This window comes from Microvirga sp. CF3016 (assembly GCF_036314085.1).
Lineage (GTDB): Bacteria > Pseudomonadota > Alphaproteobacteria > Rhizobiales > Beijerinckiaceae > Microvirga.
Genome location: NZ_JAYGGM010000003.1, coordinates 121,721 through 136,682, shown reverse-complemented (window position 1 = coordinate 136,682; position 14,962 = coordinate 121,721). Strand labels below are relative to the sequence as shown.

Annotated in this window: 13 protein-coding genes; 8 read left to right on the top strand and 5 right to left on the bottom strand. The window is 62.3% G+C overall.

The features are described from left to right. Positions 1 to 9 precede the first annotated feature (9 nt). The 4 genes from VB672_RS05155 to crtI all read right to left on the bottom strand — a co-directional run bounded on the left by VB672_RS05155 (position 10) and on the right by crtI (position 4,695). On the bottom strand, positions 10 to 1,545 hold the full coding sequence (locus tag VB672_RS05155; RefSeq protein ID WP_329783111.1) for a phytoene desaturase family protein: 1,536 nt from the start codon (positions 1,543 to 1,545) through the stop codon (positions 10 to 12). A gap of 81 nt (positions 1,546 to 1,626) precedes the next feature. Beyond that, on the bottom strand, positions 1,627 to 2,721 hold the full coding sequence (locus tag VB672_RS05150; protein WP_329783110.1) for an SAM-dependent methyltransferase: 1,095 nt from the start codon (positions 2,719 to 2,721) through the stop codon (positions 1,627 to 1,629). Between the two features lie 7 nt (positions 2,722 to 2,728). Then, a complete protein-coding gene (locus VB672_RS05145; protein ID WP_329783109.1) occupies positions 2,729 to 3,133 on the bottom strand; it encodes a DUF2141 domain-containing protein in 405 nt (134 codons plus the stop codon). Between the two features lie 11 nt (positions 3,134 to 3,144). Further along, a complete protein-coding gene (gene crtI, locus VB672_RS05140) occupies positions 3,145 to 4,695 on the bottom strand; it encodes a phytoene desaturase family protein (protein WP_329783108.1) in 1,551 nt (516 codons plus the stop codon). A 287-nt stretch (positions 4,696 to 4,982) separates the two neighbouring features. Here crtI and VB672_RS05135 point away from each other — a divergent pair, with 287 nt between their 5' ends. From VB672_RS05135 to VB672_RS05105, 7 genes are all read left to right on the top strand, one after another. Then, positions 4,983 to 5,402 carry a septal ring lytic transglycosylase RlpA family protein gene (locus VB672_RS05135; protein ID WP_329783107.1) on the top strand — a complete coding sequence of 140 codons (420 nt, stop codon included), beginning with the start codon at positions 4,983 to 4,985 and terminating at the stop codon, positions 5,400 to 5,402. Positions 5,403 to 5,460: 58 nt separating this feature from the next. After that, positions 5,461 to 5,817, top strand: a complete 357-nt coding sequence (locus VB672_RS05130; RefSeq protein ID WP_329783106.1) for a hypothetical protein — start codon at positions 5,461 to 5,463, stop codon at positions 5,815 to 5,817. Positions 5,818 to 5,892: 75 nt separating this feature from the next. Beyond that, positions 5,893 to 6,198: a hypothetical protein gene (locus tag VB672_RS05125; protein ID WP_329783105.1), complete on the top strand. Its 306-nt coding sequence runs from the start codon at positions 5,893 to 5,895 to the stop codon at positions 6,196 to 6,198. A 100-nt stretch (positions 6,199 to 6,298) separates the two neighbouring features. After that, entirely contained in the window at positions 6,299 to 6,610 is a 312-nt protein-coding gene (locus VB672_RS05120; protein ID WP_329783104.1) for a polyhydroxyalkanoic acid system family protein, read from the top strand. A 208-nt stretch (positions 6,611 to 6,818) separates the two neighbouring features. Next, a complete protein-coding gene (locus tag VB672_RS05115) occupies positions 6,819 to 8,021 on the top strand; it encodes a glycosyltransferase family protein (RefSeq protein ID WP_329783103.1) in 1,203 nt (400 codons plus the stop codon). Positions 8,022 to 8,027: 6 nt separating this feature from the next. Beyond that, positions 8,028 to 9,182: a UDP-galactopyranose mutase gene (gene glf / locus VB672_RS05110; RefSeq protein WP_329783102.1), complete on the top strand. Its 1,155-nt coding sequence runs from the start codon at positions 8,028 to 8,030 to the stop codon at positions 9,180 to 9,182. A gap of 74 nt (positions 9,183 to 9,256) precedes the next feature. Continuing rightward, the gene (locus VB672_RS05105; protein WP_329783101.1) at positions 9,257 to 11,428 is read left to right on the top strand and encodes a family 1 glycosylhydrolase; all 2,172 of its coding nucleotides are present in this window, start codon (positions 9,257 to 9,259) and stop codon (positions 11,426 to 11,428) included. Positions 11,429 to 11,541: 113 nt separating this feature from the next. Here VB672_RS05105 and VB672_RS05100 read toward each other — a convergent pair whose 3' ends face one another. Beyond that, entirely contained in the window at positions 11,542 to 14,292 is a 2,751-nt protein-coding gene (locus VB672_RS05100; protein ID WP_329783100.1) for a glycoside hydrolase family 2 protein, read from the bottom strand. A 325-nt stretch (positions 14,293 to 14,617) separates the two neighbouring features. Here VB672_RS05100 and VB672_RS05095 point away from each other — a divergent pair, with 325 nt between their 5' ends. After that, a complete protein-coding gene (locus VB672_RS05095; RefSeq protein WP_329783099.1) occupies positions 14,618 to 14,908 on the top strand; it encodes a hypothetical protein in 291 nt (96 codons plus the stop codon). The last annotated feature ends 54 nt before the right edge of the window (positions 14,909 to 14,962 follow it).

Below are 14,962 nucleotides of genomic sequence, written 5' to 3'. Positions count from 1 at the left end.
TTTTCTGCCTCAAGACACGTTCCGTAAATTCTCGACCTTGCAATCCGCATCGAGGGCGTCAGCGGCGATCCAGCCCGACATCATGACCATCGGCATGCCGGGGCCGGGGTGGGCCGCGCCACCAGCGAGATAGAGGCCGCGCACCTGCCGGCTGCGATTGCCCGGCTTGAAAGCGCCCATGAACTTGCCATGGCTCGCCAGTCCGTAGATCGCGCCGTTGAGCACCTTGTAGCGGTCGTGGATGTCCTGGGGCGTGAGATGGCGTTCGACGACGATGCGCTCCTCGATGTCGCTCATGCCGGCCGTCCGTTTCAGCTTGTCGAGGATCACCTGCCGATAGGCTGGGAACATCTGCGACCAATCGTGGTGCGGGCGCAGGTAAGGCGTGTGAACGAGAACATAGAGCGCCTCGCCGCCGTCCGGCGCGACGCTCGGATCGGTGGCAGCCGGAGCCGCGAGATAGCAGGTGGGATCGGGCGCGGGCTCGCCGCGCCGGTAGATGAAGTCGAACTCCTCCTCCGGATCGCGGGAGAACACGAAATCGTGGTGGAGCACGTGATCATAGCGCTTGTTCAGGCCGAGGTAGAGAACCACGCCGGAGCAGGCGGGCTCGAAATCCTTCCGGGCGTAATGCTCGCCCACCTCGCCACCCACGAGCTCGCGGTAGGTGCGGATGGAATCCATGTTGGAGATGACGTTATCGTAAGCGACCGTCTCGCCGCTCGCCAGAACAAGACCTGTGATCGCCCCATTGTCGATTTTGAGCGATGCCACATCGCTGTCGGTTCTGATCGTAGCGCCCAGCTCGCTGGCGAGCTTTGCCAGGGCTTCCGCCACTGCACGGGTGCCGCCCATGGGGTACCATACCCCGTCCGCCGCCTGCATGTGGGCGATGGCGCAGAGCACCGCGGGCGAGCCATAGGGAGAGGAGCCGACATATTGGGTGAAATGGTCGAGCATCTGCGCCAGGCGCTCGTCCTTCACCTTGGACCGGATGGTGCCGGCCACGGAGGAGCCCATGCGCAGGGACAGAACATCCCGCAGGGTTGCGGGATTCATGTTGGCGCGGATGTTGATGGTGTCGAAGAGATCCTCCACCGGCTTCCAAAAGAAGAACCGGTTCGAGATGTCGTGAAGGTGGGCGGAGATGCCCTGGAAGCGCTTGTATCCTTCGCCGGCATTCTTTCCAGGGGCGAAGCGATCCATGGCCTCAGCCATGGCGTCGATGTTTTCCTGGAGATCGATCTGCGTTCCGTCATCGAAGAAACAGCGCCATTGCGGATCGAGGCGCACGAGGTCGACGTAGTCGGAGAGGTTGCGGTCGGCTTCTGCGAAGATGCGCTCCAGAACCCGAGGCACGGTCAGGATCGTCGGCCCCATGTCGAAGCGAAAGCCGTCTTCGTGCAAAACTGCCGCCTTGCCGCCGATCCAGGTGTTCTTGTCGTACAAGGTGACCTTGTGTCCGCGAGCCGCCGCGACACAGGCGGCCGCCAATCCGCCCAATCCTCCGCCGATAACGGCAACCGAAGTCTGTCGAGCGCTCACGCATCCCTCCCGCAAGGCACGAGCCCATCCGTCATGGGTCTGCGTCCAATCGAGTTGGTTCTAGGAAGGGTATGGGCCAGTTCAAGGCGGTTCACGAAGGTTTGGGCGGCGAGCGCAGATCATCCGAAGCGAATGTCCGCTTGGCGCACGGATCACCGGGTCGAACCCCGCAGCCGCCAAGCGTGGCTTCAGATGGTTCACGTCGCGCATGCCCCCGCCCCAGAGCAGGTTCTTCAGCCGGTTGATCGCAGAGATCGTGCCGCGCCCCTCGGAGGACAGAACCGCGACGAGGAGCCAGCCGCCGGGCCGCAAGGAGCGGAAGATCCTCTCCATCGCGCCTTGGAGAACGGCCTCGGGCAGGAACATCTGCGGCAGGAAGGCGAGGTCGAAGGCCTTCTCGTCCCTGAGATCCTCCACGCGCTCCTGCCGAACGGCGATGCGAGCGGCAAGGCCGGCCTCCTGCACATGCCGGTGTCCGATCGCAGCCGGGCGTGGCGCAGGCTCGAGAGCGACTGCCGTCAAATGCGGAAAATGTTCGCAGAGCGCAATCGAGAGGCCTGCAGCGCCCGCGCCCACGTCCAGCAGGCCCGCACCAGGCCTTTCAAGACGGGAGACGAGGCCCGGCAGGAACTTCAGCTTCGGCAGAGCCCGGGTGGTCCAGAGCCGGGTCAGGAGCCCTTGCGCCTCGATGATCGCTTCGTCCGTATGGGTCCATCCGTCGAGGGTGAGGGTACCGTCGGCAAGTCTGCGCCGAAAGCTGTCGGCTTGTAGGAGGGGAGCCCGAAGGGAGGCCCGGAACGTCAGCATGCCCTCGGGCGTGGTGAAAGGCATCAGGGGAGGGGCTGCTCGAACGCGACTCCGCTCCCACACCACGAATCCATAGCTCGCGAGAACGTCGATCAAGGTTCCTACGAGCGCGGGCGGCAGCGAGGCGGCCCGCGCCAATTCGTCGATCTCCGCGGGCCTGCCGAGATGAGCGAGAAGACCGCTCTCGGCGCACGCTGAAAGCGCGCTGGCCGACCAGATGGCGCGATCGGCCTCTTCAAGAACTTTCAGCACGTCGACCGAACGCCGAAACGACGGAGTGACCGGTCGCTGCCAGGATGCAGGGCCGATGGAGCCGAGCCCGATGCGGTCTCCTCCATGAGACAGGAGAGCATAGGCGCGCCACAGCATAACGGCCCTATCGGATCGGGATCACGACCGTCGTCGCGGGTTCTTTGACCACGATCCGGGCGGCCTCGAAGCTGGGAGGGCCACGACGGCCGACATCGTTCGAGAAGCCGTAAGGCTCGTTGGGCAGGCCGATGAAGCTGCGGTCGAGCCTGCCGTTGCCGTTGATGTCGTGAAAGACGGCGATGGCATAGGAGCCAGGCTTCACGTTCCTGATCCGCAGTTCCACCGTTCCCGACCTGGCTTGGCCGCGATCCTTGTAGGGACAAGTGATCTCTTCGAAGCTCGTGTCGCAGATCCCGGCATAGACCATGTTCTGGTCCGGCTGGACGCCTTCCGCGCGGATCGTCAGCGTTGCCGCGTGGGCGGATGAGACGGAGAGGAAAAGAGCAGCCGTCAGTCCAACGTGTCTCATCCGGTACTCCTCTATAGCGTCGCTTCGCCGAGCGGCGTGACGGTAGGCTCCAGGCTGCGGTCGCCTGCTTTGCGGCGTTCCCGATCCTCAAGCAGCAGGCGCGTCGTGATGCGTGCACCCTCATAGATCACGGGAAGGCCGCTGCCCGGATGCGTGCCGCCGCCGACCAGGTAGACGTTGCGGCCGAAGCGATTGTGCGGCCGGAAGTAGAGCATTTGCGTGAGATTGTGCGCGAGGTTGAAGGTGGCGCCCTCGAACACGGCGAAATCGTCCTGCCAGCCGCGCGGCGTCACCACTCGCTCATAACGGATGCGGCTTTCGATATCCCCAAGTCCAAGCACCTTCAGCCGGTCCAGCGCCAGCTTGCGGTAGCGCGGCGCCTCGCTGGTCCAATCGATCCCGCAACGCAGGTTCGGCACGGGCACAAGCACATAGAGGCTCGTGTGACCCTTGGGAGCCAGTGACGGGTCGGTGACGCCGGCATGATGCACATAGATCGACGGCCCGTCCGGCAGGATGCCGCTCGTGATCTCGTGAATATTGCGCTCGTAATCCCGCGACAGCAGGATCGTGTGATGCGCCAGATCGCCGACGTCGCCCTCGATGCCGAGATAGAGCATGAAGGTCGAGCACGAGATTTTTGCGCGATCGAGCTTCTTGTTCGTCCAGCGCGGGCGCATGGATTCCGGCACGAGGTGCCGCATGGCATGGCCGAAGTCGCCGTTCACGACAATGGAGCCTGCGGCGAATTTCTCCCCGCCTGCTTCGAGGCCGACGGCCTCGCCGCCGTCGTAGAGAATACGGTCTACCGGTGTGTTCAAGCGGATGTCGACGCCCATTTTGCGCGCCACATTGGCCATCGCCTCCGAGACGGCGCCGCAGCCGCCCATGGGATGAAAGACGCCGTGCTCGTATTCCAGAAACGACAAGATCGTGAACAGGCTCGGGCACTGGAACGGCGACATGCCGAGATACTTCGTCTGGAATGAAAACGCGAGACGCACACGCGGATCGGCAAAGTAGCGTTTGAGATCGCTGTCGACGCTGGAGAAGGGCCTCAGCTTCGGCAAGGCAGCGAGCATTGCCGGCGAGAAGAGATCTGCCGGGCTTGAGAAGGCCTGTTCCAGCACCGGCCGAAAGGCTTCGAACTTGTCGCGATTGTCGTCGAGGAACCGGCGCACGTTGCGTGCATCGGCGGGCGCGAGGCGTGCGATCTCCTGCTCAAGCCGATCCAGATCATACGTGGCACGGATGGACCCGCCGCCCTCGAAGATGAGGTGGTATTGCGGGTCGAGGCGCTTGAGTTCGATGTGGTCCTCCAGCCGCTCGCCGCACGCCTCGAAGATGTCCTTCAGAACGCGCGGGTAAAGGAAAAAGGTTGGGCCGATATCGAACTTGTAGCCGCCGGGCGCATGGATCGTGCGGGTTCGTCCGCCCACCGCGGGCTCACGCTCGAACACGGTGACCGGGATGCCCTCCCGCGCCAGCAGCATGGCGGAGGCCAGACCTCCAGGGCCTGCCCCGACGACCGCAACAGGCTGCGATGGGGAGGATGTGACCATGGATGGTGGGCCCCGGCTGACGTGGAACAACGGATGTCTGAACTAGACCGGCCCGCGCTCTCGGCCAGTGGCCTTCCTGTTGGATCACGAAAAGGTGAAGCTTTCCCGTCCAGAAAAGTAACGTTATTCAGGCTATAATTTTCGAGCGAAAGCCTGTCTCAGGCTAGTTCTGCGAGTATTTTATAATCCTGAAGGATGAGCGAACGTAGAAAAATTTCATAGCGCCTTATTCTTGCCTTTTTAAGGCTCAGTTTCACTTCCAATCGAAATGGAAGGGGAGACTGTCTTTGAAGAACATCCTCACCCGGGCATCTGCGATGATGCCTCTTCTTCTTGTAGCAGCCTGCAATACAACCGCCTCGAACGACCCGTCCATCACCGGATCCATCGCACAGACGAATATCGAGACCGGCAAAGCCTTTCAGCGTGGCACCGCCTCCTGGTACGGTCCCGGATTCCACGGCCGCAAGACCGCCAGCGGCGAGCGTTTCAATTCCTACGACATGACGGCCGCCCACCGCTCTCTGCCGTTCGGCACGAGGCTCAAGGTCGTGAACGAAACCAATGGCCGTTCGATCGTCGTCCGAGTGAACGACCGCGGTCCTTTCGCTCACCGACGAATCATCGATCTCGCCAAGGGTCCGGCTCAGGCGCTTGGGCTGACATCCACCGGGACCGGTTACGTTTCTCTGCACAGGCTCGATTAGGCCCTTCTTAATCCATTGCGGCGATTCTTGGCTCGATTCGGGACCAAGGGTTGCTTACATGGAATCGAACTCGTCTCAGCTGACGAACGTCATCCGCTTTCCGGGCGCGCGCTCGTCGGCCAATCCCCGCCGCGATCAACGGAGCCTGATGGATGCGGTTTATGCCGCAGGCTCTCTGCCTATCGAGGCAGGCGATCGCGAGACCAAGGTGATGGCAACGCGCCTCACCATCTTCGGCTTCGTCGTCGTGGATGAAATACAGGCAGACGGCACCGCGCGTCGCTTGCGTCCTTCGGAGGCGATTCACGCGTCTACGGCTTGTCCGTGGCGCGTCTCGAAACCATCGGGTCGTTATCGGGCCGACGACGATTGGCCGGAAGCAGATCGCGCGCTGTTTGCCGCTTTGCAGGCCTGACCTGTCCTGGGCCTCGCCTTTTCCTTCCCCTGAACTATTTTCCTGCGCCAGCTTATGGCGCCTCAGGGGATGTCCATGCACCTGGTTCAAATTCTTCTGCCGCTCGCCGACAATGCCGGCCGCCGCTTCGACGGCGCCGCCTATGGGCGGGTCCGCACAGAGCTGTCCGAGCGATTCGGCGGCATAACAAGCTTCACGCGCGCGCCGGCCCACGGGGTCTGGAAGGAGGGCGGCCATACGTCCCATGACGATATCGTGGTGTTCGAAGTCATGGCCCGAGAGCTCGATCATCCCTGGTGGGAGCGATACCGCGCCGAGTTGGAACGCCGGTTCGAGCAGGAAACCATCGTGATTCGCGCGATCAAGGTGGAAATGCTGTAGCTCAAATTGCGGAGAGCCGATTTCCCTCGTCCGGATCAGGTCCGGACGAGGGAACCTGACCTGCACTGCTTCGCTTGTCGTTGAAAAGCGGAGCACCCCAATGGCCAAGCCACTGATCGTTTCCATTCCTCATAATCTCGGCCAGGCTGAGGCCATGCGCCGCCTTCATGGCGGCATGACGAGCCTGAAATCCCAGTTCGGCGACAAGGTTGCGTCCATCGACGAGAGCTGGAACGGAAATCGCATGGATTTTCGCGTTGGGGCCATGGGACAGAACATCAATGGGCACCTGGAAGTGATGCAGGATCAGGTGCGAGTCGAAGTGCAGTTGCCGTGGATCCTTGCCATGGTGGCAGAGAAGGCCAAGACCTTCATCCAAAAGCAAGGAACACTGATGCTCGAGAAGAAGTGATGCTGGCTATAGCCATGAATAGGCGTTCAGGAAGATGAACACAGATGGAACCAAACGGCCCCGTCTGCGTTGTGTAATCGATTGCGACCACGACCCTTCGTTGGTGCGCTTCACTTAAGACATCGCTTTATTCACCCCGGGCCGTGTTCTTCCGTCCGACCGCGACAACACACCTGTATTCGAGGATGGCGCTATGCATGAGCGTTTGATGACGCAGACCTATGCCCTTCGTTCGCCCGTCAAAGCCGATTCAGAAAAGCCGCTCCTCGTCTGTTTCTCCCATCTCCGCTGGGATTTCGTCTGGCAGCGCCCTCAGCATCTCCTGAGCCGCGCCGTCAAGCATTACGATGTGCTGATCATCGAAGAGCCGATGTTCAAGGCGGGCGCAAAACCTCATATGGATGTGAGCGACCGGCCTCAGGGCGTCGCCATCGCTGTGCCCATCCTCCCCGAGGGCCTGTCCCATGAGGATATCATCGCCGAGCAGCACGATCTAATCGAGGATCTGATCGGCCGCGAGGCCAAGGGCCCGCGCGTGTTCTGGTACTATACGCCGATGGCCATGGCCTTTACCAGCGATCTCGAATGCGACCTTTGCGTCTACGACAACATGGACGAACTCTCGCTCTTCCGTGGCGCGTCGCAGGAACTGCTCGACCTGGAAAATGCTCTGTTCGCCCGGTGCGATCTGGTCTTCACGGGCGGCATGAGCCTCTACGAGGCCAAGCGTCATCGCCATCGCAGCGTTCACGGATTCCCATCCTCCATCGACTTCCAGCACTTCTCCCAAGCGCGCTCGATCGACAAGGATCCTGACGATCAGGCGAAGATCCCGCATGTCCGCCTCGGCTTCTTCGGGGTCGTCGACGAGCGCATGGATATCGACCTCTTGGCCGAGGTTGCCGATCTGCGCCCTGATTGGAACTTCGTGATGATCGGCCCTGTCGTGAAGATCGATCCCTCGACCCTGCCGCAGCGGCCCAACATTCATTGGCTCGGGGGAAAGTCCTACAACGAGCTGCCGCATTACCTGTCCGGCTGGGATGTGGGCTTTATGAATTTCGCCCTGAACGAGGCGACGAAGTTCATCAGCCCGACGAAGACGCCGGAATTTCTCGCGGCTGGTGTTCCGGTCGTCTCGACGCCGATCACCGACGTGGTGCGGCCTTACGGCGAGAAAGGGCTCGTCGAAATCGCCAAGGACGCGAAGGAGGTGGTTGCCAAGGTCGAGACCATTCTGGCCCGGCCGAAGGAGGCCTGGCTCGCCAAGGTCGATCGTCACCTGGCAGCCGGGTCCTGGGACAAGACCTGGGCCAACATGCACAAGCTCATGCTGGATGCGACCGGCGATACGACGGCCGACCGTCCTGCCTCGTCCCTTCCCGTTTATGCCACCACGCCTGCGGAGTGATCTGGAATGTATGATTGGTTGATTGTCGGCGCCGGCTTTGCAGGCAGCGTTCTGGCGGAACGACTTGCCACCGAGCGCAACGAACGTGTTCTTCTGATCGACCGCCGCCCGCATATCGGCGGCAATGCTTATGATCGCTATGACGATGACGGCCTGCTCATCCACCAATATGGCCCGCACATCTTCCATACCAATTCCAAGCAGATCTTCGACTATCTTTCCCGCTTCACGGAATGGCGCTTCTACGAGCACCGGGTTCTGGCGGAAGTGGACGGCATGCTCGTGCCGATCCCGATCAACCTAGACACCGTCAACAAGCTCTACGGGCTGAATCTCACGTCCGAGCAATTGCAGGACTGGTTTGCCGAGCGGGCGGAGCAGATCGGTGAGATCAAGACCTCGGAAGACGTCGTGGTCTCCGTCGTGGGGCGCGAACTCTACGAGAAGTTCTTCCGCGGCTATACGCGCAAGCAATGGGGGCTTGATCCGTCAGAGCTCGACAAGTCGGTGACCTCCCGCGTGCCGACGCGCACGAACCGGGACGACCGTTATTTCACGGACGAGTTCCAGTTCATGCCCAAGCACGGCTACACCCGGATGTTCGAGAAGATGGTGAGCCATCCGAACATCCATATCATGACGCAGACCGAATACGACGATGTGAAGAACGTCGTCCCCCATCGCCGCGTCATCTATTGCGGGCCGATCGATGAATATTTCAACTTCCAGTTCGGCAAGCTGCCCTATCGCTCGCTCCGCTTCGAGCACATCACCCTCGACAAGGCCTGGCATCAGCCCGTGGGCGTCGTGAACTACCCGCAGACGCATGACTACACTCGCGTCACGGAATACAAGCACCTGACGGGGCAGGAACACGCCAAGACGGCATTGACTTACGAATATCCCTCCGCCGAGGGGGATCCCTATTATCCGATCCCGAAGGCGGAAAATCAGGAGCTGTTCAAGAAATACGAGAGGCTTGCCCTGGCAACGCCGGACGTGTGGTTCGTGGGCCGTCTGGCCACCTATCGCTACTACAACATGGACCAGATCGTCGGTCAGGCGCTTGCCACCTTCCGGCGCATCAACGAGTCTCTGCCGGTTGGCGCCGACACTTCCGCGGTGAAAGTCGTATCGGCCTCGGCGGCTTTGGTTTCGTAATCGACAAAGAGCATTGAACATTCCGCACTAGGAACAGTTGTGGAAGTACTGTTGTAATAGCTCGGAGTTGCATGATGAAACGACCACTGGAGCTTTGGGGCGGCCTGGAATGTACCGTCGCAAGAGTTGGCGACGATTACCGCGACCAAAGCCTGGAGACGGGTCATCACGCGCGGATCGAGGATCTCGACCGCATCGCCGAGCTCGGGATCCGCACGTTGCGTCATCCGGTGCTCTGGGAGACGATCTCTCCCGAGAGCCCGGACCGCACGGACTTCTCGTGGCATGATGCGCGCCTGGATCGCCTCCAGGCACTCGGCATTCGCGCCATTGCAGGCCTTTGCCACCATGGGAGCGGTCCGCGCTACACCCATATGCTCGATCCCGCCTGGCCCGAGCTTCTGGCGCGCCATGCCGCCAACGTGGCAGAGCGATATCCGCATCTCGACCTCTACACCCCTGTCAACGAGCCGCTCACCACGGCCCGGTTCTCGGGCCTTTACGGCCATTGGTATCCTCACGGGACTAGCTACGAAGCCTTCCTCAAAATCCTGGTGAACGAGTGCAAGGCGACCGTCCTGTCCATGCGGGCCATCCGCAAGATCCGGCCCGATGCGCAGCTGGTCCAGACGGACGACATGGGCAAGACTTTCTCGACGCCCATGCTCGCCTACCAGGCCGAGCACGAGAACCAGCGGCGCTTCTTGGGATTCGACCTCCTGTGCGGCATGGTCGATCGGGATCATCCCTGGTGGAACATCCTGCTGGAGAACGGCGTCCCGCAGGCCGATCTCGAACTCCTGCTCGAAGCAGATGCTGCGCCGGACATCATCGGCATCAATCATTATTTGACGAGCGAGCGTTATCTCGATGAGCGCATGGCGCGCTACCCGGAGCATCACTGGGGTGGCAATGGCCGGCATCGATATGCGGACGCGGAAGCCGTCCGCATGCCGCTGCCATCCTACGACCTCGGACCGGCCGCCCGGCTGCGGGAGGTGTGGGAGCGCTACAGGCGGCCGATGGCCGTTACGGAGGCGCATCACGGCAGCACCCGGGACGATCAGCTGCGCTGGCTCATGGAAGTCTGGAATGCCGTCGATACTCTGCGCGAGGAAGGAGCTGACATCCGGGCCGTCACCGTCTGGTCTCTTTACGGTGCCGTCGACTGGAACAGCTTGCTGACCCGCCGCAACGGCTTCTACGAGCCAGGGCCCTTCGATGTGCGAGCTCCCAAGCCACGGCGCACGGCGCTCGCCCATGCCGCCGAGGCGCTCGCCAAGGCGGGCACCTTCGATCATCCGGTGCTCGACCGGGCCGGCTGGTGGAAACGGGACATCCGATTCTACAAGCCGCCGGCGCGACAGTCGAAGTCCTGCTGGTTGGCCGACGAGCCGCGACAGCTCCTGATCACGGGCGCCACGGGAACCCTGGGCCGCGCCTATTCCCGTCTATGCGACTTCCGTGGACTCAATCATGTCCTGCTCTCGCGCCAGGACATGGATATCGCCGACCCCAAGAGCGTCGCCAAGGCTCTCGAGTGCTATCGTCCTTGGGCCGTGATCAACACGGCCGGGTATGTGCGCGTCATGCAAGCCGAGAACGACAGGCAGGCCTGCTTCCGGGAGAACGCCACGGGAGCCGAGACACTGGCCAAGGCCTGCGCGGATCTGGACATCCCCCTTGTTGCCTTCTCGTCCGATCTCGTCTTCGACGGAACACTTGACCGGCCTTACGTGGAAAGCGACAAGGTCAATCCCACGACCGTCTATGGCGAGAGCAAGGCCGAAGCCGAGCGCAGGGTCCTGGAGGCGCATGACAAGGCGCTTGTCCTGCGCACGAGCGCCTTCTTCGGCCCGTGGGACCGCTACAACTTCATCTGGTCGATCCTGAATACCCTCAGCAAGGGCGAGGACGTCAGAGCCAGCCTCGACGTGGTGTCTCCGACCTATGTGCCTGATCTGGTGAACACGTCGCTGGATCTCCTGATCGATGGCGGCACCGGCATCTGGCACATGGCCAATACCGGCGAGACCTCCTGGCGCGATCTCGCCGCCATGGCGGCGGAGCGTGCGGGCTTCGATCCGGAACGCGTGGTCGGCGCCGGTGATGATCCGGCTCTCAGCACGGCTCTCGCCACCGAGCGAGGCCTCCTCATGCCAAGGCTGGAGAGCGCCCTCGACCGGTTCTTCGTGGACAGTGAAGTGGAATGGTCGGAGGAGACCATGAGACTGGCAGCCGAATAGGACGCTGCCGAAGCCTCGTCCGGCGGGAGCGCCATGGCCAGATCTTCGTGAAGAGAAAAAAAAAAGGCGGCTGGATCTCTCTGGCCGCCTTTTGATGTTCGTACCATGAAGCCTTATGCGGCGGCCTCTGCAGCCCGAACGGCTTCCTCGAGGCGTGCAGCGCGAGATTCCACGGCCAACTCCACCAGGGCATCCGTCAGCGTGGTCGCAGTCGGGTCTGCCAGCGGTTCGTCCCGGAACAGGCGCAGTGTCGAGGCGACCAGGCGTCCGCGGCCGTAGGAGCGTTCGACGCCGAGCGCCACAGGCTTGTGAATCCAGCCGACCACGAGGCCGGAGAACACGCGGGCCTGGAAGTCGAGTAGGTTGCAGTTCGCGATCACGTAATCCGGCAGCACCCGGTCCATGGTCTCGTCGAGCAGGGGGCCCGAAGGGAAGCGGGCGAAATGGCCCGAGCGCCGCAGCCAGCCGAAGGACGAGGCCCAGTCGCCGGACCAGAGAGTGCCGGCGCGAGACTGCACCTTGACGGCCTGCCAGTGCGGGAAGAATGGATAGAGGGCCATGTCCTCTTCAGGCAGGAGCAGAAGCTTGGCGCCTGAGCGCACATGATCCGCAATGGCCTTGTTGTGCGTGCGCGAGACGATCAGGGTCGATTCCTCGAAGGCACGGGCGATGCTGTAGCCCAGCGCCCGGAAGCGTTCCCGGATATCCTCATCCGGCGACCACACCAGTTCGCGCGCATGAACCGGCCGCGTGCGCTTGGGATGGATCGCGATGTCATGATGGTTGTGTGCGACGACGCGGCCGTCGGCCGCGCGCAGGTCGAAGCTGATGCGCCGCAGCGAGGGCTCGTCCATCATGGGCACGCGAACCTCGATGCGGCCGAGATCGAGCACGGCCGGCGCTTCGAGACGGGGCAGGGACAGGGTCTGGCTCTCGCCGCAGATGGAGATCTCCAGGGTGGCGCCCTCCAGAACCGGTCCGGCCCCATGGGCGATCGCAAGGCCGAGAACCGCCGTCTCGCCGGACCAGTACGAGGCCCGTTCCCATTTCGGCACGACGACCGTATCCGAATTGACGATGTGGAAGAGCTCATGGAACACGCGCGGATTGCGGCGCATGTCGAGCAGCCCGTTGGATTCCCAATGGCAGTCGTGCAGCTCGGTGATCACGTAGCCGGCGAGATTCGGCTTCCGGCGCATGGACTCGATCTCGTACTTGAGAGCGCGGAACTGCTGCCACTGCGCGGCGATGACGAAGCGGCGCAGATCGCCGAAGACGCGATCCAGGCTCCAGTCCGAGAAACGGTTCTCGACGCCGTGGGCATACATCACGCCCTCGCCCCAGTCGTGACCGGTTTCGAACCACCAGGGCTCCTCGCCCTTGGCGTCGCGCAGGTCCTTCGGATAGGGCAGGCCCCAATTGCCGAACTCCGAGCACATCAGCGGCTCGCGTCCGGTGATCACCGCATCGCCGTGGGGCGAATAGAGCCAAGAAGCACGGCTCGACAATTCGTCGACGAACTGGTCCCACTGGTTCCGGTGATCGGGATAGGCGGCGTAGAAATGATAATCCGCGATGTCGGATTCCACGTGGAAGCTCGGGGCGAGCGGCGAGTTGTCGACCACAAGGCGTGTCGGATCGTAGGCCTTCAGCCAGGCGAAGGTGCGCTTGAGCCAGTCGCGGTGATCGGCGTCGTTGACGAGATCGACGCCCCAGTTTTCGTTGATGATCGTCCAGATGATGATCGAGGGGTGGTTCCCGTCGCGGTCGACGATGCCCTTCAGCAGTTTCTCCTTGCGCCCGCGGGAGCGGTCCGTGGCCATGCCACCGTTCGGCAGCTCGGTCCAGATGAGAATCCCCATCCGGTCCGCCACTTCGTAATAGCGCGGATCGGCCGCCTTGATGTGGCAGCGCAGGCAGTTGAGACCCAGCTCCTTGGCTTTGCGGAACTGATCTTCCAGAAACTCCACCGACGGGACGGTGCAGATCGTATCCGGGTAGTAATCCTGATCGAGCGCGGAGCGCAGGTAGAGCGGCTCGCCGTTGAGATAGAACTTGCCGTTGCGCGTCTCGATGGAGCGGAAGCCGAAATTGTCCGCGATCTCGTCCTTCACTTCACCGTTGCGGATGAGTTCGAGGCGGATGCGGTAGAGATTCGGGTGATCCGGCGACCAGGCGCGCACATCGTCGAGCGTGAACTCGAACGGCATGGAGGTGACGCCCACCTGCGTCTCGTGCATCTCGTCGAGCACCACGTCGCCTGAAGGGTCCGTGACCTCGATGCGGATCTGGGTCGCGTCCGTGAGGGGGCGTGCGAAGAACACGCCCGACGTCACCCGTCCCGTCGTCAGATTGGGAACGAGGCGGACGCGGTTCATGTGATCGGAGATGCGCCGCTCGAGATAGACCGGCTGCCAGATGCCGGACAGAGGGCCGTACCAGCTCTGCTTGCCGAACGGAATTTCGGCGAAGGGCGAATCCGGGAACTCGGCCGGGTTGTCGGTGGGGCTGTCGACACGCACCTTGATCTCGTTCGGCCCCGGCTTGAGGTAAGAGGTCACGTCGAACGAGAACGGCAGGAACCCGCCCTCGTTGTGGCCCACGGCCTCGCCGTTGATGAAAACCTTGGTGTTGTGGAAGACGGCGCCGAAGCGGATCCAGACGCTGTCGTGCAGCCACGCTTCGTCGATCTCGATCGTCCGGCGATAGATGCCGATGCCGGCCCGCATGCGCAGATCCGCAAACTGGGCCTGCCAGGGACTTGGCACCATGATCTGGCGAACCTCCGCCGGGCCGGACAGACGGTCGTCGGCCACGTGCAAAAATTCCCAAGTCCCGTCCAGACTGATGCGATTGTCCTGCATGACATCTCCTTGAATCAGAGATTACCCAAGGGTTTCGAAAGCGGCGAAAACATGGCTGAAAGCGAGCCGTGCGGGAAGGCATCCCGCCTGCGACATCGCGCGTCACCGAAGCGCGTTCGAACCATTGGCCCCTCGTCTCTGACCGTGATTGGTGGCCCGTCTCGAACAACGGGGAAACGGATTATTGGATCCCAGGGACCGGATCATCGGGAGCCCTGTCGATTGCAGGCGCCCGTCAGGAACCGGCTCTTCCATCTCGCGTTGCCCTGATAATGCCGAGCCTTGCTGCTCGCCCGACAAACCGAAGTTTTCAAAGAGGCTAGAGATGGCTCAACAGATTCCTGATGATCGCGCCCGCCAGGGAGCGTCCGGCCGGCCGGTTCTGGGCGTGCTGATCGGTTCGCTCCTGCTCCTTGCCGTTGCCGTTTCCGGCTACCTGATCTGGGCCGGCTCGACGTCTCCCAACGATCCGGGGACCGATGCGGCCCGGGCCAATGTGACGGGTTCCACGACCGGCTCGTCGAACGCCAACCCGACCGACCGGACGTCCCCGGCTAATCCAGCTTATCCTGCCCCTGGGGCCCAGCCTTCAGCCAACGAAGCGCCGAAGCAATAAGATTTCCCTTCAGGAAGCCGGGAGAGGCGGTCGCCTCTCCCGGCTTTTTTGTTG